This is a genomic window from Paracoccus endophyticus, from assembly GCF_003286075.1.
Classification (GTDB): domain Bacteria; phylum Pseudomonadota; class Alphaproteobacteria; order Rhodobacterales; family Rhodobacteraceae; genus Paracoccus; species Paracoccus endophyticus.
The window spans coordinates 1-20,514 of sequence record NZ_QLUV01000020.1; the positions used below are offsets into that span (position 1 = coordinate 1).

Sequence of the window (20,514 nt, forward strand, 5' to 3'; positions counted from 1 at the left end):
GCGCACCATAGGCCCGCGCGCCGGGCCGCGCAATCTGGTATGCCAGATTTGACTTACGCCCCCCGAGGCGCCATGTCAGGCGGACGCGCCGCCCCCACCCCCTTGCACGCAGGAGTTCGCGATGACCTTCGCCCCCCACGGCAAACACCTGATCGACGGCCAGTGGATCGCGGGCGACCGCCGCTTCGCCTCGCAGCCCGCGCACGGCCCGGCGCATGACTTTGCGGTCGGCACGCCGGACCTGGTGGCGCGGGCCTGCGCCGCGGCGGACGCCGCTTTCGACGCCTATGGCGCCACCACCCGGAACGAGCGCGCCGCCTTTCTTGAGGCGATCGCCGACGAGATCGAGGCCCGCGCCGACGACATCACCGAGATCGGCACCCAGGAAAGCGGCCTGCCGGCCGGGCGGCTGGCGGGCGAGCGCGGCCGCACCACCGGACAGCTGCGGCTGTTCGCCGACCACATCCGCAAGGGCGACTATCTGGACCGCCGCGTCGATGCCGCCCTGCCCGACCGCCAGCCCGCCCCGCGCCCGGACCTGCGCATGATCCAGCTGCCGGTCGGCCCGGTCGCCGTCTTCGGCGCGTCGAACTTTCCGCTGGCCTTCTCGACCGCCGGGGGCGACACCGCCGCCGCGCTGGCCGCGGGCTGCCCGGTGGTCGTCAAGGGCCATTCCGCCCACCCCGGCACCGGCGAGATCGTGGCCGAGGCGGTGCTGGCCGCGATCCGCAGCACCGGCATGCCCGCCGGCGTCTTTGCCCTGATCCAGGGCGGCGACCGCAAGGTCGGCGAGGCGCTGGTGACGGACCCGCGCATCAAGGCCGTGGGCTTCACCGGGTCGCTGGCCGGGGGACGGGCGCTGTTCGACCTGTGCGCCGCCCGCCCCGAGCCGATCCCGTTCTTCGGCGAGCTGGGATCGGTCAACCCGATGTTCGTCCTGCCCGCCGCCGCCGCCGCCCGCGCCGATCGGATCGGGACCGACTGGGCCGGGTCGCTGACCATGGGCGCGGGGCAGTTCTGCACCAAACCCGGCATCGCCGTGGTGATGGACGGCCCCGACGCCGACCGGCTGGTCGCCGCCGCCCGCGCGGCGCTGGAACAGGTGGCGCCGCAGACCATGCTGACCCCGGGCATCGCCCGGGCCTACCGCGAGGGCGTGGACCGAATGGGCCGGTCCAACGCGGTGACGCCGGTGCTGACCACCGACAGCGCCGACCGCAACGCCCTGCCCAACCTCTACCAGACGACCGCCGACGCGTTTCTGGGCGAGGACGACCTGGCCGAGGAGGTCTTCGGCCCGCTGGGGCTGGTCGTCCGCGCCGCCTCGGCCGCCGACATGGAGCGTATCGCTCGCGGCTTTCCCGGCCAGCTGACCGCCACGCTGCACAGCGATCCGGGCGACGCCGCGCTGGCCCGCCGCCTGCTGCCGCTGCTGGCGCGTAAGGCCGGCCGCGTCCTGGCCAACGGCTTTCCGACCGGGGTCGAGGTCGCCGACGCGATGGTGCACGGCGGGCCGTATCCGGCCAGCACCAACTTCGGCGCGACCAGCGTCGGCACGCTGTCGATCCGGCGCTTCCTGCGGCCGGTGTGCTTCCAGAACCTGCCCGACTACATGATGCCCGCCGACCTGAGCGCCTGATCCCTTGCCCGGAGTGTCCCGCATGGCCCGCCCGAACAGCCCCCTGATCCGCCTGAGCGGCCGCGACAACGTCGGCGTGGCGCGGCAGTCCATCGCCGCCGGCACCGCGCTGGATGACGGCATCGTTGCCCAGGACGACATCCCGTCGGGCCACAAGATGGCGCTCGCCGCCATCGGGCAGGGGCAGGCCGTCCTGAAATACGGGCAGGTGATCGGCACCGCGACCGCCGACATCGGGCCGGGCCAGCACGTCCACCTGCAGAACCTGGCGATGCAGGACAGCGCCGTCACCCACGAGATCGGCGCCGATGTCCGGGATGTGGCCCTGGTGCCGCTGGCCGAGCGGGCGACGTTCCAGGGCTATGCCCGCGCCGACGGGCAGGTCGGCACCCGCAACTACATCGGTGTCATCAGCAGCGTGAACTGTTCGGCGACCGTCTGCCGGGCGGTCGCGGATCATTTCAACAACAAGGGCGGGCTGGCCGGGTTCGACACCGTGGACGGGGTGGTCCCGATCACCCACGCGCAGGGCTGCGCCATGTCCACCGCAACGGTCGGCTATGACTATCTGACCCGCGTGCTGGCCGGCTATGCGCGGCACCCCAACTTTGCCGGCGTGCTGATGATCGGCCTGGGGTGCGAGACGAACCAGATCGCCCCGATCATCCAGCGCCACGCCCTGGCCGAGGGGCCGATGCTGCGGACCATGACCATCCAGGATACCGGCGGCACCCGGCGCACCATCGAGCGCGCGATCGCCGAGATCGCCGCGATGCTGCCCGCCGCCAACGCCGCGCGGCGCACGACGCAGCCCGCGTCCGCGCTGAAGCTGGCGCTGCAATGCGGGGGCTCGGACGGCTATTCGGGCATCTCGGCCAACCCCGCGCTGGGGCACGCCGCGGATCTGCTGGTGCGCCACGGCGGCACCGCCGTCCTGTCGGAAACGCCCGAGATCTATGGCGCGGAACACCTGCTGACCCGCCGCGCCCGCGCGCCGCAGGTGGCGCAGAAGCTGATCGACCGCATCGACTGGTGGCGCGACTACACCGCGAAGAACGGGGCCGAGCTGAACAACAACCCCAGCCACGGCAACAAGGCCGGCGGGCTGACCACGATCCTGGAAAAATCGCTGGGCGCGGTCGCCAAGGGCGGGTCGATGCCGCTCGAGGCGGTGTATGAATACGCCGAGCCGATCGACAGCACGGGGTTCGTGTTCATGGACACGCCCGGCTATGACCCGGTGGCCGTGACCGGGCAGATCGCGGGCGGCTGCAACATGCTGGTGTTCACCACCGGGCGCGGGTCGGTGTCGGGCTGGAAGCCGGTGCCCACGATCAAGGTCGCCACCAACAGCGCGATGGCCGCCCACATGGACGACGACATGGACATCGACTGCGGCGGCATCGTCACCGGCGAGGACAGCATCGAGGACGCGGGCGAGCGCATCTTCCGCATGGTGCTGGACGTCGCCTCGGGGGCGCGCACCGACAGCGAGCGCAACGATTACGGCGATTTCGAGTTCGTGCCCTGGCAGATCGGGGCTGTGACCTGATCCCAGCCACCCCGGACGAAAGCCCCGATGACCCCCGCCGAGACCCGCCTGCGCGACACCCTGTGCGACCTTGCCGCGTCGCTGTTCGCGCGCGGCGTCACCCATGGCTCGACCGGCAACATCTCGGCGCGCACCGACGACGGCGGCCTGATCGTGTCGCCCACCGGCACCAGCTTTGGCCGGCTGGACCCGGCCCGGCTGGCCCGGTTCGACGCCGAAGGGCGCCAGACCGGGGGCGATCCGCCGACCAAGGAAATGGCGCTGCACGCGGCGTTCTATGCCACCCGCCAAGCGGCGGGCGCGGTGGTGCATCTGCATTCGGCCCATTCGGTCGCGCTGTCCACCCTGCCCGGGATTGACCCCGACGACGTGCTGCCGCCGATCACCCCCTATGCGATCATGCAGCTGGGCCGGGTGCGGCTGCTGCCCTATTTCCGGCCTGGCGACGCGGCGATGGGGGACGCGGTGCGCGGCCTCGGCGGCAAGCGCGCGGCGGTGCTGCTGGCCAACCACGGCCCGGTCGTCGCGGGCCGCACCCTCGAGGCCGCCTGCAACGCCATCGAGGAGCTTGAGGCGACGGCCCGGCTGGCGCTGATGACGCGCGGCCTGTCGCCCCGCATGCTGACGCCCGACCAGGTCGCCGATCTGGTCGCCGTCCACAGGATCGAGTGGGACACATGACGCGCTTTTCCGCCAATCTGGGATTCCTGTGGACCGACCGGCCGCTGCCGGATGCGATCCGCGCCGCCGCGGCCGCGGGGTTCGACGCCGTGGAATGCCACTGGCCCCACGACGTGCCACCCCGGAACGTGGCCGACGCGCTGGCGGAAACCGGCCTGCCGATGCTGGGCCTGAACACCCGGCGCGGGGGGCCGGGCGAAAACGGCCTGGCCGCCCTGCCGGGGCGCGAGGCCGAGGCGCGGGCCGAGATCGACGCCACCCTGGCCTATGCCCGCGCGATCGGGGCGGGCGCGGTCCACGTCATGGCCGGCGTCGCCCGCGGCGCGGGCGCCGAGGCCGCGTTCCGCGCCAACCTTGCCCATGCCTGCGACAGCGCCCCCGACCTGACCATTCTGATCGAGCCGCTGAACCCCCGCGACGCGCCGGGCTATTTCCTGTCAGGCTCCGACCAGGCGGCGGCGCTGATCGAGGCGCTGGGGCGACCGAACCTGAAGCTGATGTTCGACTGCTATCACCTGCAGATCGTGGATGGGGACATCACCCGCCGCCTGCACGACATGGCGGGCCTTATCGGCCATGTGCAGATCGCCGCCGTCCCCGACCGCGGCCCGCCCGACCACGGGGAGCTGGATTACCGCCATGTCTGCGCGGTGCTGGACGACATCGGCTGGACGCGGCCGGTGGGGGCGGAATACCGCCCGCCTGGCCTGACCGAGGAGTCGCTGGGCTGGATGGCGCGCCTAGGCGGCTGAGGCCATGGCCAGCGCCTGCGCGAAGAACGCGGGTTCGCCGAAGTTGCCGGACTTGAGCGCGAGGCCGAACGGGCCCGCCGCGTCCTGCGCGCGCGTCCAGGGAACGCCCGGCGCGATCTCGGGGCCGATCACCAGCCGGCGGACGCCCAGCGCCGCGACCACCGCACCCGAGGTCTCGCCCCCCGCCACGACAAGGCGCGTGACCCCGCGGGCGCGGGCGTCCTGCGCCAGTTGCGCCATCGCACCCTCGACCAGGGCGCCCGCGACCTCGCGCCCCAGCCGGTCCTGCGCGGCGCGCACGGACTCGGGCTCGGCGGTGGCATAGACCAGCACCGGCGCATCGGGCGGCTGCGCGGCCAGCCAGTCGCGGGCGGCGCCGATGCCGTCCCGGGCCAGCGCCAGCGGGTCCAGCCGCAGCGCGGGCGCGCCCGCGTCGATCATCGCCGCGACCTGCCTCCGGGTCATCGCCGAGCAGCTTCCCGACAGCACCAGCGCCGGCCCTGCCGGCAGCGCCAGCGCCGCCGCCCCGGTCGCCGGGGGCAGCATGCCCGCCACGCGCAGCAGGGCCGGCAGCGGCCGCGCCAGCGCGCTGCCCCCGGTCAGCAGCGGCAGGTCGGCGAAGGCCGCGGCGATCGCGTCAAGCCCCGCGTCGTCTACGGCATCGGTCACCACATGGGCCACGCCGTCCGCCACGGCCGCGTCAAAGCTCGCGCGGATCGCCTTTGGCCCGCGCGCCACCGTCAGCCCGTCCACCAGCCCGACCCGCCCGCGCACCTGCGGGGCCAGCAGCCGCGTCAGGTCGCTGTCGCGCATCGGCGTCAGCGGGTGGTCGCGCATCGGGCTTTCGGCCAGCGGCTGGCGGCCGACGAACAGGTTGCCCATCCACACGGTGCGGCCGTTTTCCGGAAACGACGGCGCATAGATCGTGGCCAGCACGCCGAGGTCGGCCATCAGCGCCTCGGCCACCGGGCCGATGTTGCCCTGCGGGGTGCTGTCGAAGGTCGAGCAGTATTTCCAGAAGAACCGCTGCGCCCCCGCGGCGCGCAGCCAGTCCAGCGCGGCCCGCGCCTGGGCGACGGCCTCGGCGACGGGCACGGTGCGGATCTTCAGCGCGATCACCTCGATCTCGTCGGGGGACCGGCCCGCCTCGCCCGCGTCCGGCACGCCGAAGCGCAGCGACACCCGCGCCCCGCTGCGCGCCAGCAGCGCGGCCAGATCGGACGCGCCGGTGACGTCGTCGGCGATGCAGCCCAGCGCGGGGGTCACCCGGCGTCCCCCGACCCCGTGCCTCCCGACCCGGCATCACCGGGCAGCGCGACGCCCGCCCGCGCGGCCAGCACGCGGGCCACGGCGGCATCGTCCAGACGGCCCATGCCGGCGTCCGACGCGGCGCGGAACAGGTCCAGCGCGGCCTGCGACAGCGGCACGGGACAGCCGGCGGCGTTGGCAGCCCCGGTGACGATCCCCAGGTCCTTGACGAAGATGTCCACGGCGGAATGCGGCGTCCAGTCGCCCGCGACGATATGCGGCCCGCGGTTCTCGAACATCCAGGAGGTGCCGGCACAGGTCGAGATGACCTCCAGCACCTGCGCCAGGTCCATGCGCTGGGAGGCGGCCAGCACCATCGCCTCGGCCGCCGCCGCGATATGGACCCCGGCCAGAAGCTGGTTGATCATCTTCATCCGGCTGCCGTCGCCCGGGCGCTCGCCCAGCCGGAACACCCGCGCGGCCACCGCGTCCAGCGCGGGCCCAGCGCGGTCGAAGGCGGCGGCGGGCCCCGAGGCCATCACGGTGATCTGGCCGCTTGCGGCGCGCACCGAACCGCCCGAGACCGGCGCGTCGATGGCCAGCATCCCGGCCTCGGCAAGCCGCGCGCCCAGCCGCTCGGCGTCCGCCGGGGGCATCGTCGCGCACAGCAGGAACACCGTGCCGGGCGCCGCGGCCGCCACGGCGCCGTCGTCCCCGAACAGCACCGCGTCAGACTGCGCCGCGTTCATCACATAGACGAACACCACGTCCGCGCCCGCCGCCGCCTGCGCCGGGGTCGCCGCCGTGCGCCCACCGGCATCGGCCAGCGACGCCGCAGCTTCGGGGCGGATGTCGCAGCCGGCAGTGTCGATGCCCGCGCGCAGCAGCGACAGTGCGGCGCCCTGGCCCATCGACCCCAGGCCGATGACCGCGGCCCTCATTCCTTGACCGCCCCGGTCATGGACGAGACGTAATAGTCGACGAAAAACGAATACAGGATCACCACCGGCAGCGACCCCAGCAGCGCCCCCGACATCAGCGCGCCCCATTCATAGATGTCGCCGCGCACCAGTTCGGTCAGCACCCCCACCGGCACGGTCTTGTTTTCCGACGACGAGATAAAGGTCAGCGCATAGATGAATTCGTTCCACGACAGCGTGAAGGCGAAGATGCCGGCCGAGATCAGCCCCGGCACTGCCAGCGGCAGCACGATCTTGGTCAGGATCTGCCAGCGGGTGGCGCCGTCCACCAGCGCGGATTCCTCAAGCTCGTAGGGGATCGACCGGAAATAGCCCATCAGCAGCCAGGTGCAGAACGGGATCAGGAAGGTCGGATAGGTCAGGATCAGCGCCAGCCGGCTGTCGAAGATGCCGACCTGGAACACGATGAAGGCCAGCGGGATGAACAGGATCGACGGCGGCACCAGATAGGCCAGGAAGATCAGCAGCCCGGTGACGCGCGACCCGCGAAAGCGCAGCCGCTCGATCGCATAGGCGGCCAGCACCGCCGCGACCAGCGAGATCGCGGTCGAGGCGACCGACACGATCACCGTGTTCCACATCCAGCGCGGATAGGTCGTCTCGAACAGCAGGTATTTCATGTGCTCCAGCGTCGGCCCGACCACCCAGAACGGGCTGTAGTTGTCATAGTCGGTCAGCTGGTTGTCGGGTTTGACCGCCGTGATCGCCATCCAGTAGAACGGAAACAGCAGCACGAAGACGAACACCGCCATCGGCAGCCACACCAGCAGCAGGCGCCGTGGCAGCGACTCGAACTGGTCGAGGCCCGCGACGTTGTCTTCGGACTGCCTGGCCATGGGATTGCCCTTCCTTAATCGTTGCCCTGCTGCCACTTGCGGCGTTGCAGGCCGAAGAAGCTGAACAGGATCGCCGCCAGCAGGAACGGGATCATCGCCACCGCGATGGCCGCCCCCTCGCCCAATTGGCCGCCGGGAATGGCGCGCTGGAACGACAGCGTGGCCATCAGATGCGTCGCGTTGACCGGCCCGCCGCGGGTCAGCACATAGATCAGCTGGAAATCGGTGAAGGTGAACAGCACCGAGAACGTCATCACCACCGCGATGATCGGGGTCAGCAGCGGCAGCGTGACCTTGGTGAACCGTTGCCAGGGGGTCGCGCCGTCGATGGCCGCGGCCTCGTTCAGCGACTGCGGGATCGTCTGCAGCCCCGCCAGAAGGGAAATGGCGACGAACGGGATGCCGCGCCAGATGTTGGCCGCGATCACCGACCAGCGCGCATTCCAGGGATCGCCCAGGAAGTTGATCGGCTGGTCGATCAGCCCGATCCGCATCAGCACCCACGAGATGATCGAGAACTGGCTGTCGAAGATCCACCAGAACGCCATTGCCGACAGCACCGTGGGCACCACCCAGGGCAGCAGGATAATGGCGCGGAAGAAGTTCTTGAACGGCAGGTGCCGGTTCAGCAGCATCGCCAGCCACAGCCCCAGCGCGAATTTCGCAACCGAGGCGAACACCGTGTAGAACAGCGTGTTGAAGACCGCGAGCCAGAACACCGGGTCGTCGAACAGCCAGCGATAGTTTTCCAGCCCGACGAAGATGCCGCTGCGGCCGATCTTGGTGTCGGTGAATCCCAGCCAGACGCCCAGGCCCAGCGGATAGGTCAGGAAGAACAGCAGGAAGATCCCCGCGGGCAGCATGAACAGAAAGCCCAGGCCGTTGCGGCTTTCGATCATCCGCGTCAGCAGGCCTGGCCTGCGCCGCGGGGCGTCGTCGGTGCGGACGGAGGTGCTGGACATGGGTCGTCCCCGGAACTGCGGTGCGGAAAAAGGGGCCGGCGGCGACTGCTGCCGCCGCCGGCCGATGGATCAGCGGTAATAGCGCTGCAGCCGGCGCTCGGCGTTGGCGATCGCCTCCTCCGGCGTGCGCTGGCCGGTCACGGCCTCGGCGAACATGTCCACCAGCACGTAATCGGCCATCGCGCCAGCCGACGCCGGCCCCAGCGGCCCGGCATAGCCGTTCACCCGCAGCGATTCCGACGCCTTTGCGTAGGGCGCGTGGATCGGGTTCGAGGTCCACACCGGATTCGCCGCGAACTCCTTGAGCGCCTGGCAGCAATAGGCCGACGCCGCCTCCAGCCAGCGGTTCATGTTCTCGGACCGATACATGAATTCCAGATAGGCCTTGGCGGCGTTGGGGTACTTGCAGTGGCTGAAGATCGAGATCGTCGAGGTCTGGTGCAGCTCCACCGGCTTGCCGACCGGGCCGACCGGCAGGTTGGTGGTGCGGATGTCGTCGGCGATGGCCTTCATCGCCGGGTCCTTCATGGCGGCATAATACAGCGACACGCCGTTCGCGGTCAGCGAGACCTCGCCCGCCAGGAACGCGCGGTTGTTGTTGATGTCCAGCCAGCTTTCCGTGCCCGGGATGAACGTCGCATACAGCTTCTTGGCATAGTCGATGGCGGCCAGGGTCTCGGGGCTGTTGATCGCGACCTCGCCCGCCTCGTTGACCGTCATCCCGCCGTGCGACCACAGCAGCCAGTGGGCATAGTTGTTGCCGTCGCCCACGGCCTTGCCGTGCGGGAACCCGGCCGGCGTGCCCTTTTCCTTCAACGCGGTGCACAGGGCCAGGAACCCGTCGGTGTCGGTCGGGAATTCGTTGAAGCCGGCCGCCTTGACGTGGCTGTCGCGATAGCAGACCGCGTTGCCGATCGCGCAGAGCGGGGTCGAGATCCACTTGCCGTCCTGCTGACCATAGGCGGCCAGGCCCTCATACCAACCGCCGTGCGCCTCGCCCAGCGCCGTGCACAGGTCGGTCACCTCCACCAGCTTGTCGGGATACTGGAAGGGGTCGTCGAACCAGCTCATGACCATGTCGGGGCCGGAGCCCACGTTGGCGGCGACGGCGGCCTTGGGGCGCACGTCTTCCCAGCTTTCCTGGTCGATCGTGACCTGCACGCCGGTCGCGTCGGTGAAGGCCTTGGTGTTGGCGTTCCACGCCTCCTCCTCGCCCTTGACGAAGGGCACCCAGCGCAGCAGGCGCAGCGTCGCGCCCTCCTCGGGGGTGAACATCGCGGCGGCGGGGGCGGCGCCGGGCGCTGCGGGGGCCGCGGCCTGCGCGGCGGCGCGGCTTGCCCCGAACGGCCCGATCAGCGCCCCGGCCGCCGCCATCGCGGCCGAGCCCTTCAGCAGCGTTCTGCGGTCTATCGTCATGTAATCCTCCTCCTGCTGGCGGACAGGGCCGCCGGTCGTCCTCCGCGCCTCTTGCCCGGGCGCGGCAGGTTCTGGGTGCGTCAGCGCGTCAGACGCTGGCCGCTGGCGGCATCGAACAGATGCACCGCCGCCGGATCGATGCCGATGGGCAGCGTGCCGCCGGGCGACACGGTGATGCGCTCGCGGAAGACGCCGGTGATCGCGGTCCCGCCCATCCTGCCCACGACATAGGTTTCCGACCCGGTCGGCTCGGTGACCTCGACGGTCAGGGGGATGGACCCGCCCGGCGTCATCGCCTCGGGCCGGACGCCGTAGACCAGGGGCTGGCCCGCCCGCGCCGTGCCGGTGTCGCCCACCGGCAGGCGGGTGCCGTCTGCGGCGGCAAAGGCGCCGTCCTCGGCCAGCGTGCCCGGGATCATGCTCATGGCCGGGCTGCCGATGAAGCCTGCGACGAACAGGTTCGCCGGGCGGTCGTACAGGTCCAGCGGGGCGCCGATCTGCTCGACGATCCCGTCGTGCATCACGACGATCTTGTCGGCCATCGTCATCGCCTCGATCTGGTCGTGGGTGACATAGACGGTCGTCGTCTGCAGCCGCTGGTGCAGGTTCTTGATCTCGGTGCGCATCGACACGCGCAGCTTGGCGTCCAGGTTCGACAGAGGCTCGTCGAACAGGAACACCTGCGGGTCGCGGACGATGGCGCGGCCCATGGCCACGCGCTGGCGCTGGCCACCCGACAGCATCCGCGGATAGCGGTCCAGCAGATGCGCCAGCCCCAGGATCTCGGCCGCCGGCCGCACCTTCTCGGCGATGGCGGGCCGCTTTTCGCCGGCCAGCTTCAGCGAGAAGCCCATGTTCTCGGCGACAGTCAGATGCGGGTACAGCGCATAGTTCTGGAACACCATCGCGATGTCGCGGTCCTTGGGCGGCAGGTCGTTCACCACCCGGTCGCCGATCAGGATTCGTCCCGAGGTAATGTGTTCCAGCCCGGCCAGCATCCGCAGCAGCGTCGACTTCCCGCAGCCGGACGGGCCGACCAGGACGACGAACTCGCCCTCCTCGATGGGAATGCTGACGCCGTGCAGCACCTCGACCGCGCCATAGGACTTGCGGACGTCATCAATGGTTACCGAAGCCAACTGACTGCCCCCTCCCAGGGTATCCGCTGCCGCGTCAACGTTGCAAAGCATCCCCTGCTAAGCAAGCATTTATTCAGCCTGAGATCAGATTTCCTGCCTGCACCCTATGTATACATCAATAGGTCGCACGCCCCCCCGAGATGTCGAAGACCGCCCCGGTTGAAAAGCTGCACTCCTCGGACGAAAGCCAGGCGACAAGCGCCGCGACCTCGTCCACCTCGAGAAAGCGGTTCAGCGGGATCTTCGACAGCATGTAGTCGATGTGCGCCTGGGTCATCTGGTCGAAGATCGGCGTGCGCGCCGCCGCAGGCGTGATGCAGTTGCAGATCACGCCGGTGCCGGCCAGTTCCTTGCCCAGCGACTTGGTCAGCGCGATCACCCCCGCCTTGGAGGCGGAATAATGCGAGGCGTTGGGGTTGCCCTCCTTGCCCGCGACCGAGGCGACGTTGACGACCCGGCCATAGCCGCGGACGATCATCCCGGGCAGCAGGGCGCGGCAGACCAGATAGGGGGCTGTCAGGTTGACCTCGACCACCTGCCGCCAGACGGCCGGGTCCAGGTCCCACAGGGGCGCGTTGCCGCCGGTGATGCCGGCGTTGTTGACCAGGATGTCCACCGCGCCCGCCGCGGCCGCGGCCTCGGCCACGGCCGCGTCGTCGGTCAGTTCGACCACGCGGGCGGTGGCGGCCGCGCCGATCCCGGCCGCCGCCTCGTCCAGGCGCGCGGCCTCGCGGTCCCACAACTCGACCGTCGCGCCGCTGGCGGCGAAGCGGCGCGCGATGGCAAGGCCGATGCCCTGCGCGCCGCCGGTGACGACCGCGCGGCGGCCGGCAAGATCGATCTGGTTCATGGCAGTCCCCGTTGGTTCCGTTGCGTTGTCAGACATGGCCGCCAGTCCCCAGCCGCCGGCGCAGCAGGTCCATCTGCTGGGCGTCGGCGCGGTCGCGGTGCGCCGCGTGCAGCGTGCGGGCAAGGCCCGCGTCGCCCGCGACCAGCGCCGCCACGATGGCCCGATGTTCGGTGTCGGACTGCACCGGCGCCGGGCGCAGCGGCACGATCAGCACGCGGGCGCGGAACTGCTGGCCCCAGTATTCGCCCAGCGTGCCCAGCAGCCGCGGGTTGCCGCACAGTCCCACGATGGCGGAATGGAAATCGTCATCGAGGTCGGACCAGCCGGCGATGTCGCCAGCGGCAGTCGCCCGTTCCATCCGCGACAGCATCCCGGTCAGCACCCGCGCCTCGTCGGGGGCCAGGCCGCGCCGGGCGACCAGTTCGACCGCCCGCACCTCCAGCGCCGAGAACACGTCCAGGATGTCGCGCACGTCCGCCAGGGTCAGGCCGCGGACGCGGATGCCGTGGCGGGGCCGGATCTCGACCAGGCCCTCCTCGGCCAGGCGGATCGCCGCCTCGCGCACGGGGGTGCGCGACACGCCCAGCAGCGCCGCAAGCTCGGTTTCCAGCAGCGCCGTGCCGGGCGCCAGGCTACCCGTCAGGATGCGGTGGCGCAGATGGTGATAGGCGCGGTCGCGCGCACCCAGCGCCGCCAGCCCGGCCAGCGTCGGCAGCGGCCGCCCGACGCGGGCCGACCCGTCGCGGCCCGGCCAGCCGTCGGGCCGGACGCGCCCTGCCGCGACGCCACCTTCAGCGGCGTCCGCCATCGGCAAGCCCCGCCGCATCCGGTTGCCCCTGGTCCTGGCCGGGCGCCGCATGGCCGCTGTCGCGGATATGCGCTCGCACGATGTCGTCGAAACTGGCGTCGGCGCCAAAGCCCGCGGCCAGCGCCCGGTCGGGGGCGAAGTTGCGCGGCCAGCCCGCGACGATGCCGCGGATCGTCTCGTCGGGAACCCGCCGCACGCGGGACGCGACCTCGGGCCCCGCCACCCGCGACAGCGATTCAAGCATCTCGCCGACCGTGACCGACAGGCCGGGCATGGTCAGGCAGCGGCGCGGCCCCAGCCCGGACAGGTCCATCGTCGCCGCGTGGGTCAGGAATCCCACCGCCGCGTCGGGCGAGGCGACCCAGTGGCGCACGTCGTCGTCGACCGGCAGGACCGCGTCCTGCCCCGCCAGCGGCTCGCGGATGATGCCCGAGAAGAACCCCGACGCCGCCTTGTTCGGCTTGCCCGGCCGCACCACGATCGTCGGCAGGCGGATGCCCACCCCGTCGAAGATGCCCTTGCGGGTATAGTCGTTCAGCAGCAGCTCGCCGATCATCTTCTGCGTGCCATAGCTGGTCAGCGGCGCGTTGACGTAATCGTCGCCGATCACATCGGGGAACGGCGCGCCGAACACCGCGATGGACGAGGTATAGACCACGCGCGGGCAATAGCCCTCGCCCTGGGCGCGGATCTCCTCGAACAGGTGGCGGGTGCCGTCCAGGTTGACGCGATAGCCCTTGTCGAAATCGGCCTCGGCCTCGCCCGAGACGATCGCGGCCAGGTGAAAGATCAGGTCCGGCCGGGGGGCGACCAGCCGCGCCATCGTGGCCCGGTCGGCGATGTCGCCGGCGATCTCCTTGACCGGGACGGCGCCCTGCGGCAGCCCCGCCCCCACGACGTCGAAAACCGTCAGCGCCGAGATCGCCCGGCCACCCAAGCCCCCGTCCGCCAGCAGCCGCTCGCACAGGCGGCGTCCGACCATGCCCGCCGCACCGATCACCAGAACCTTCATGCCGCCCCCTCCGCTGTGTTCAGATGATGTATACGCATCGCCGGATCGCGCATCAATCCTTTGATCGCACAACGGCTTGGGCGGCAATGCGATGCATACAGCGTTGCCGCCGCCCTTGCCTTGGTGCCGGCATCCGTTACCATGGCCCGCGTCAACCATGAGAGGTGCGCCATGACGGCAGCGGAACCGCCGATGCAGATCGGCTTCATCGGGCTGGGCCACATGGGCCGCGGCATGGCCCGCAACCTGATGGCCAAGGGGCACGCGCTGCAGGTCATCGGCAACCGTGACCGCAGCGCGATCGACGCGCTGACCGCGCAGGGTGCGGTCGAATCGCCCTCGCCGGCCGCGATGGCGGCGTCCTGCGCGGTGGTGCACCTGTGCCTGCCCAACAGCCGGGTGGTCGAGGCGGTGATGCGCGGCCCGGACGGGCTGCTGGCCGGGGCGCGGCCGGGCCTGGTCGTCATCGACACGACCACTGCCGATCCCGCCTCGACCGAGGCGCTGTCCCGCGACTGCGCGGCCGCGGGCGTCACGCTGGTCGATGCGCCCCTGGGCCGCACCCCGGCCGAGGCCGAAGCCGGCACGCTGGACGCGATGGTCGGCTGCGACGAAGCGACATTCGCGCGCGTGCGCCCCGTCATCGCCTGCTGGGCGGCCAACATCACCCATGTCGGCCCCGTCGGCAGCGGTCACCGGATGAAGCTGATCATGAACTTCATCTCGATGGGCTATGCGGCGATGTATGCCGAGGCGCTGGCCGTGGGCGCACGCGCCGGCATCGCGCCGCAGGTGATCCGGCAGGTGATCGGCACCAGCCGGCTGTCGAACGGCTTTTTCGAGACGTTCATGCGCGGCGCGGTGGGCCGCGAGGCAAACGCCCACAAGTTCACCATCGCCAACGCCAGCAAGGACACGCGCTATCTGGCCGCCATGGCGCAGGAAGCGGGCGCGCTGAACCCCATCGGCGCCGCCGTCCGCAACTATTTCGCGCAGGCCGAGGCGGCCGGGCTGGGCGCGGCCTTCGTTCCGCAGCTTGCCGATCAGGTCGCCCTGCTGAATGGCCTCGACCTTGCCGCCGAGATCGAGCGCGGAGCAGCCGCGGGTCCGGGTCACGCCCCGGTCTGACGCCCGCCCGCCGCAGGGGTGCCGGGTGACGGCCCCTTCACCGTCCCCACCCCCGCAGGCCACCCCCCAAGAGGATCGCGCCCATGTCCGACACCCGCGCCAACAAGCGTTTCCGCAGCCAGGAATGGTTCGACAACCCCAACAACCCCGGCATGACGGCGCTGTATCTGGAACGCTATCAGAACAGCAGCTTCACGCGCGAGGAGCTGACGTCCGAACGCCCGATCATCGGCATCGCCCAGACCGGCAGCGACCTGTCGCCCTGCAACAAGATCCACGTCTTCCTGGTGGACCGCATCAAGGCCGGCATCCGCGAGGCGGGCGGCGTGCCCATGGAATTCCCCGTCCACCCGATCCAGGAAACCGGCAAGCGCCCGACCGCCGCCCTGGACCGCAATCTTGCCTATCTGGGGCTGGTCGAGGTGCTGCACGGCTATCCGCTGGACGGCGTCGTGCTGACCACCGGCTGCGACAAGACCACGCCTGCGATGCTGATGGGCGCGGCCACGGTGGACATCCCGGCCATCACGCTGAACGGCGGGCCGATGCTGGACGGCTGGTGGCAGGGCACCCGCGCGGGGTCCGGCACCATCGTCTGGGAAAGCCGCCGCCTGCTGGCCGAGGGCAAGATCGACTATGACGAATTCATCAGCCGGGTCTGTGCCAGCGCGCCGTCGCTGGGCCACTGCAACACCATGGGCACCGCCAGCACCATGAACGCCATGGCCGAGGCGCTGGGCATGTCGCTGACCGGCTGCTCGGCCATTCCCGCGCCCTTCCGCGAACGCATGGCAATGGCCTATCAGACCGGCAAGCGCATCGTGCAGATGGTGCTGGACGACCTCAAGCCCAGCGACATCCTGACCCGCGCGGCGTTCGAGAACGCGATCGTCGTGAACTCGGCCATCGGCGGATCGACCAACGCGCCCCCACACCTGCAGGCCATCGCCCGCCACGCCGGCGTCGATCTGGACGTGCGCGACTGGCAGGCCATCGGGCTGGACGTGCCGCTGCTGGTCAACATGCAGCCGGCCGGCGAACACCTGGGCGAAGGGTTCTTCCGCGCCGGCGGCGTGCCCGCCGTCATGGGCGAACTGGCCCGCGCCGGCCTGATCCGCGAAGGTGCGATGACCGCCACAGGGCGCTCGATGGGCGAGAACCTGGCCGGCTGGGCCAGCCGCGACGCCGAGGTGATCCGGCCGGTGTCGAACCCGCTGCGCGAGCGGGCGGGGTTCGTCGTGCTGACCGGCAACCTGTTCGACAGCGCGCTTATGAAGACCAGCGTCATCTCGGACGATTTCCGCCGCCGCTTCCTGCGCGACGGCGTGTACGAGGCGCGGGCCGTCGTCTTCGAGGGCCCCGAGGATTACCACGACCGTATCAACGACGAGACGCTGGGCATCGACGAGCGGTCCATGCTGTTCATCCGCAACGTCGGCTGCATCGGCTATCCCGGCTCGGCCGAGGTGGTGAACATGCAGCCCCCGGACGCGATCCTCAGGATGGGCATCCGGCACCTGCCCACGGTCGGCGACGGGCGCCAATCGGGCACCTCGGAAAGCCCCTCGATCCTGAACGCCTCGCCCGAGGCGGTCGTCGGCGGCGGGCTGGCCTATCTGCGGACCGGCGACAGGGTGCGGCTGGACCTGACCGCCGGGCGGCTGGATGCGCTGGTGGACGAGGCCGAATGGCAGGGCCGCAAGGCCGCGTGGGCGCCGCCGCAGATGGTCAACCAGACGCCCTGGGAAGACATCTACCGCCGCGAGACGGGCCAGTTGGCCGACGGCGGCTGCCTGGAACGCGCGACCGCCTTTCAGCGGGTCGTCCGCACCCTGCCCCGCGACAATCACTGAGGGACGGACATGACCGACAGGACGATCATCATCACCGGTGCGGGCAGCGGCATCGGCCGCGTCACCGCGCAGCTGTTTCTGGACAAGGGCTGGCGCGTCGGTCTGGTCGGCCGGCGCGAGGCCGCGCTGGCCGAGACGGCCGCCGGGCGCGACGGCGCGCTGGTGCTGCCCTGCGACGTCACGGATGAAGGCGATGTGGACGCCGCATTCGCCCGCGCGGCCGCCGGATGGGGCCGCCTTGACGTGCTGTTCAACAACGCCGGCGCCAACGTGCCCCCCCGCGGCGTGGACGAGACGACCTTGGCCGACTGGCGCAGCGTCATCGACGTGAACGTGACGGGGATGTTCCTGTGCGCGCGCGCCGCGTTCCGGCAGATGCGCGCGCAGACGCCGCAGGGCGGGCGGATCATCAACAACGGCTCGATCAGCGCCTATGTGCCGCGGCCGGGGATGGTGGCCTATACGGTGTCCAAGCACGCCGTCACCGGCCTGACGCGCACGCTGTCGCTGGAGGGGCGCCCGTTCGGCATCGCCTGCGGGCAGATCGACATCGGCAACGCCCTGACCGACATGGCCGCCGCCCAGACCAAGGGGGTGACACAGGCCGACGGGTCGGTCCGGGTCGAGCCGGTGATGGACGCCGCCGAGGTGGCGCGCGCCGTGCTGCACATGGCCGGCATGCCCGAGGGCGCGAACGTCCAGTTCATGACCGTCATGGCGACCAACATGCCGTATATCGGCCGGGGCTAAGGAAAGGGGCTGCGATGCGACTTGAGGGAAAACGCGCCTTCGTGACCGCCGCCGGGGCGGGCATCGGGCTGGCCACCGCGCGCGCCTTTGCGGCCGAGGGCGCAGAGGTCATCGCGACCGATATCGACCCGGCCGCGCTGGCGCCGCTGGCCCAGACGGGGATGACAACACGCGGCCTGGACGTGACCGACCCCGAACAGGTCGCGGCTGCGGCGGCCGAGGCGGGGGCGGTGGACATCCTGTTCAACTGCGCGGGCTTCGTCCACCACGGCACGATCATGGACTGCGACCGGTCGGCGTGGGATTTCTCGGTCGCGCTGAACGTGACCGGCCCCTATACCGTCACCCGCGCCCTGCTGCCCGCGATGCTGGCGGCGGGGGGTGGGTCCATCATCAACGTCGCCTCGGTCGCCAGCTCGCTGATCGCGGCGCCCAACCGCTTTGTCTATGGCGTGACCAAGGCGGCGGTGATCGGCATGACCAAGTCGATCGCCGCCGATTACGTGACCCAGGGCATCCGCTGCAACGCGATCTGCCCCGGCACCGTGGACAGCCCGTCGCTGGCCGACCGGCTGCGCGCCACGGGCGACGAGGCCGCCGCCCGCGCGGCCTTTGCCGCCCGCCAGCCGATGGGCCGCCTCGGCCGACCGGACGAGATCGCGGCGCTGGCTGTCTATCTCGCCTCGGCCGAGTCGGCGTTCGTCACCGGGCAGGCCATTGCCATCGACGGCGGCTGGACCAATGTCTGACGCGGGCTTCGACCTGACCGGCCGGACCGCGCTGATCACCGGGTCCAGCGCGGGCATCGGGCTGGGCCTTGCCCGCGCGCTCGGCCGGGCGGGCGCGCGGGTGGTGCTGAACGGCCGCGACCCCGCGCGCCTGGAGGGCGCCCGCGCGGGCCTGGCGGCCGAGGGGCTGGACGTGGCCGCCGCAGGCTTCGACGTGCTGGCCGACGCCGAAACGCTTGCGGATGGGATCGCCGCGGTCGAGGCCGTCGCCGGACCGCTGGATATCCTGATCAACAACGCGGGCATCCAGCGCCGCGGCGCGCTGGAGACCTATCCCGCCGACATCTTCGACCAGGTCATCGCCACCAACCTGACGGCGGCGTTCCGGGTGGGCCAGGCGGTCGCACGCGGCATGATCGCGCGGGGCCGGGGCGCGATCGTCAACGTCTGCTCGGTGCAAAGCGAACTGACCCGGCCCGGCATCGCCCCCTATGCCGCGTCCAAGGGCGGGCTGAAGATGCTGACCAAGGGCATGGCGACCGACTGGGGGCCGCACGGCCTGCGCGTCAACGGGCTTGCACCGGGGTATTTCCGCACCGACCTGAACGCGGCCCTTGTCGCCGACGCGACGTTCTCGGGCTGGCTTGAGGGGCGCACGCCGTTGCGCCGCTGGGGCAGCGTGGACGAGCTGGGCGGGCCGGCGGTGTTCCTGTGTTCCGACGCCGCCAGCTTTGTCACCGGGCACATCCTGTATGTCGACGGGGGCGTCACCGCCTGCCTGTAAAGCCGGTAACGCCTTGGGGGTCCGGCGGCGCCGGCCGGATCCGGGCGTCAGCCGCCGTTCAAGCCTGACGCAGCCCGCGTGGATCAGCAGCGCCAGCGAGCCTGTCCGTCGTCGAATGATGTGGAACAGGCGGCCTGATTTTGGTCTGGAGGGCCCTGGCTCTGTGGGTTGGGGTTATGCTGCCTGGCGCTGATGGATCAAGCGCCGGTCTGGATGGCCAGTGTCCTGATCCTCTCCCTTTCGGCCAGGATGGCCGGGCCGCGTCCGCAGAAGACATCAGCGGGGGTGAGGTTGCCGAGGCTCTCGTGATAGCGGTGGTTGTTGTAAGGCTCGACAAAGGCCGTGATGGCCGCCTTGAGATCGCCCTCAAGACAGTAGTTTTCCGGCAGAATGCGGTTCCTGAGGGTCTGGTGCCAGCGCTCGATCTTGCCCTGCGCCTGGGGGTGGTTGGGGGCACCGCGAACGTGATCCAAGCCATTTCCTTCGAGATACCTGGCGAGGTCACCCGCGATGCAGCAGGGGCCGATGTCGCTCAGCAGTCGCGGCTTGTGCAGCACGGTGACGCTGTCACATTCTGATGCAGCAAAGGCGATATCAAGCGTCGCGCTGACATCGTCCGCCGCGCTGAAGCGGCCCACGTTCCTGCGCGAGCACCAGACGCTGGCGCGGCAATGCGCGGCGGAAGGCGTGGACCATGTCCGATACCTTGCCCGGCTCGTCGAACTGGAACTGATCGATCGGGAGCGTCGGGTGGTCGAGCGCCGCATCAAGGCGGCGAAGGTCCCTGCCGTCAAAAGCCTGGACAGCTTCGACTTCGCCGCCATCCCGAAGCTGAACAGGATGCAGGTTCTGGAGCTGGCGCGGTGTGAGTGGATGGGCAGGCGCGAGAACGTCATCGCCCTTGTGCCATCGGAAACGGGCAAGACCCACGTCGCCCTAGGCATCGGGCTGGCCGCCTGTCGGAAGGGCCTCTCCGTCGGCCTCACCGCTGCCGCAGCCCTGGTCAGTGAAATGATCGAAGCGCGCGATGAGCGACGCCTGCTTCGCTTCCACAAGCAGCGGGCCGGACACAAACTTCTCATCCTCTACGAACTCGGCTTCGTGCCGCTGTCGAAAACCGGCGCCGAGCTGCTGTTCGAGCTGATCTCGCAACGCTGCGAGCGGGGGCGGCTTCTGCGCAACCGGCCCGCCCTGCGTGGAGAGGGTGGCGGACGGATCAAACCCCGGCCGTGCGACGAAAGCCATGGAACTTGGCCAGCCCCACAGGCTCGTAGCACGGGAGACTGTCCGTCAAACGAACCGGCTCTGTTGCACAAATCGGGTGATGGCCGAGGTTGCCCTTCTCCCGGTCAGAGCTATCCCACAGCTTCAGTGACAGGCATGCCGAGGGCGGTGT

19 protein-coding genes and 1 pseudogene are annotated in these 20,514 nt (G+C 70.6%); 10 read left to right on the forward strand and 10 right to left on the reverse strand.

Annotated features, from left to right (window positions below; all coding sequences use genetic code 11):
* Positions 1–121: 121 nt before the first annotated feature.
* From DPQ23_RS14120 to DPQ23_RS14135, 4 genes are read left to right on the forward strand one after another with little or no spacing between them, the layout of a single operon-like run.
* Complete coding sequence (locus tag DPQ23_RS14120) at positions 122–1,639, forward strand: aldehyde dehydrogenase (NADP(+)) (RefSeq protein ID WP_112875427.1); 1,518 nt, start codon at positions 122–124, stop codon at positions 1,637–1,639.
* Positions 1,640–1,661: 22 nt separating this feature from the next.
* Positions 1,662–3,191: a UxaA family hydrolase gene (locus DPQ23_RS14125; RefSeq protein ID WP_112875428.1), complete on the forward strand. Its 1,530-nt coding sequence runs from the start codon at positions 1,662–1,664 to the stop codon at positions 3,189–3,191.
* Positions 3,192–3,218: 27 nt separating this feature from the next.
* Positions 3,219–3,872, forward strand: a complete 654-nt coding sequence (gene otnC, locus DPQ23_RS14130) for a 3-oxo-tetronate 4-phosphate decarboxylase (RefSeq protein ID WP_112875429.1) — start codon at positions 3,219–3,221, stop codon at positions 3,870–3,872.
* Positions 3,869–4,624 (forward strand): hydroxypyruvate isomerase family protein, encoded by a 756-nt coding sequence (locus DPQ23_RS14135; RefSeq protein WP_112875430.1) that lies wholly within the window; start codon positions 3,869–3,871, stop codon positions 4,622–4,624. The genes otnC and DPQ23_RS14135 overlap by 4 nt, the downstream gene beginning before the upstream one ends.
* Here the strand turns inward: DPQ23_RS14135 and otnK are convergent.
* From otnK to denD, 9 genes are all read right to left on the reverse strand, one after another.
* Positions 4,613–5,890: a 3-oxo-tetronate kinase gene (gene otnK / locus DPQ23_RS14140; protein ID WP_112875431.1), complete on the reverse strand. Its 1,278-nt coding sequence runs from the start codon at positions 5,888–5,890 to the stop codon at positions 4,613–4,615. The genes DPQ23_RS14135 and otnK overlap by 12 nt on opposite strands.
* On the reverse strand, positions 5,887–6,813 hold the full coding sequence (gene ltnD / locus DPQ23_RS14145; RefSeq protein WP_112875432.1) for an L-threonate dehydrogenase: 927 nt from the start codon (positions 6,811–6,813) through the stop codon (positions 5,887–5,889). The genes otnK and ltnD overlap by 4 nt, the downstream gene beginning before the upstream one ends.
* The gene (locus tag DPQ23_RS14150; RefSeq protein WP_112875433.1) at positions 6,810–7,688 is read right to left on the reverse strand and encodes a carbohydrate ABC transporter permease; all 879 of its coding nucleotides are present in this window, start codon (positions 7,686–7,688) and stop codon (positions 6,810–6,812) included. Before DPQ23_RS14150 ends, ltnD begins: the two co-directional genes overlap by 4 nt.
* Positions 7,689–7,702: 14 nt before the next feature.
* Positions 7,703–8,650 (reverse strand): carbohydrate ABC transporter permease, encoded by a 948-nt coding sequence (locus DPQ23_RS14155; RefSeq protein WP_112875434.1) that lies wholly within the window; start codon positions 8,648–8,650, stop codon positions 7,703–7,705.
* Between the two features lie 69 nt (positions 8,651–8,719).
* Positions 8,720–10,066 carry an ABC transporter substrate-binding protein gene (locus tag DPQ23_RS14160; RefSeq protein ID WP_112875435.1) on the reverse strand — a complete coding sequence of 449 codons (1,347 nt, stop codon included), beginning with the start codon at positions 10,064–10,066 and terminating at the stop codon, positions 8,720–8,722.
* A gap of 80 nt (positions 10,067–10,146) precedes the next feature.
* Positions 10,147–11,205 carry an ABC transporter ATP-binding protein gene (locus tag DPQ23_RS14165; protein WP_240602811.1) on the reverse strand — a complete coding sequence of 353 codons (1,059 nt, stop codon included), beginning with the start codon at positions 11,203–11,205 and terminating at the stop codon, positions 10,147–10,149.
* A 115-nt stretch (positions 11,206–11,320) separates the two neighbouring features.
* On the reverse strand, positions 11,321–12,055 hold the full coding sequence (locus DPQ23_RS14170) for an SDR family oxidoreductase (protein WP_112875437.1): 735 nt from the start codon (positions 12,053–12,055) through the stop codon (positions 11,321–11,323).
* Between the two features lie 28 nt (positions 12,056–12,083).
* Positions 12,084–12,863, reverse strand: coding sequence for a GntR family transcriptional regulator (locus tag DPQ23_RS14175; RefSeq protein ID WP_205961471.1), 780 nt, complete (start codon positions 12,861–12,863; stop codon positions 12,084–12,086).
* A complete protein-coding gene (denD, locus tag DPQ23_RS14180) occupies positions 12,847–13,875 on the reverse strand; it encodes a D-erythronate dehydrogenase (RefSeq protein WP_112875438.1) in 1,029 nt (342 codons plus the stop codon). The genes DPQ23_RS14175 and denD overlap by 17 nt, the downstream gene beginning before the upstream one ends.
* A gap of 171 nt (positions 13,876–14,046) precedes the next feature.
* On the opposite strand from denD, the gene DPQ23_RS14185 reads away from it, so the two are divergent.
* From DPQ23_RS14185 to DPQ23_RS14205, 5 genes are all read left to right on the forward strand, one after another.
* Complete coding sequence (locus DPQ23_RS14185; protein ID WP_112875439.1) at positions 14,047–15,003, forward strand: NAD(P)-dependent oxidoreductase; 957 nt, start codon at positions 14,047–14,049, stop codon at positions 15,001–15,003.
* Between the two features lie 83 nt (positions 15,004–15,086).
* Positions 15,087–16,856, forward strand: coding sequence for an IlvD/Edd family dehydratase (locus tag DPQ23_RS14190; protein WP_112875440.1), 1,770 nt, complete (start codon positions 15,087–15,089; stop codon positions 16,854–16,856).
* Between the two features lie 9 nt (positions 16,857–16,865).
* Complete coding sequence (locus DPQ23_RS14195; protein WP_112875441.1) at positions 16,866–17,606, forward strand: SDR family oxidoreductase; 741 nt, start codon at positions 16,866–16,868, stop codon at positions 17,604–17,606.
* A gap of 14 nt (positions 17,607–17,620) precedes the next feature.
* Positions 17,621–18,355 (forward strand): SDR family oxidoreductase, encoded by a 735-nt coding sequence (locus DPQ23_RS14200; protein ID WP_112875442.1) that lies wholly within the window; start codon positions 17,621–17,623, stop codon positions 18,353–18,355.
* Positions 18,348–19,118 carry an SDR family oxidoreductase gene (locus tag DPQ23_RS14205; protein WP_112875443.1) on the forward strand — a complete coding sequence of 257 codons (771 nt, stop codon included), beginning with the start codon at positions 18,348–18,350 and terminating at the stop codon, positions 19,116–19,118. The genes DPQ23_RS14200 and DPQ23_RS14205 overlap by 8 nt, the downstream gene beginning before the upstream one ends.
* Positions 19,119–19,292: 174 nt before the next feature.
* Here DPQ23_RS14205 and DPQ23_RS15520 read toward each other — a convergent pair.
* Positions 19,293–19,738 (reverse strand): annotated as a pseudogene (locus DPQ23_RS15520) (integrase core domain-containing protein); the annotation flags it as partial.
* On the opposite strand from DPQ23_RS15520, the gene DPQ23_RS14215 reads away from it, so the two are divergent.
* The coding region (locus tag DPQ23_RS14215) for an ATP-binding protein (RefSeq protein WP_240602813.1) at positions 19,644–20,514 on the forward strand (871 nt) is incomplete at its 3' end. The pseudogene DPQ23_RS15520 and the gene DPQ23_RS14215 overlap by 95 nt on opposite strands.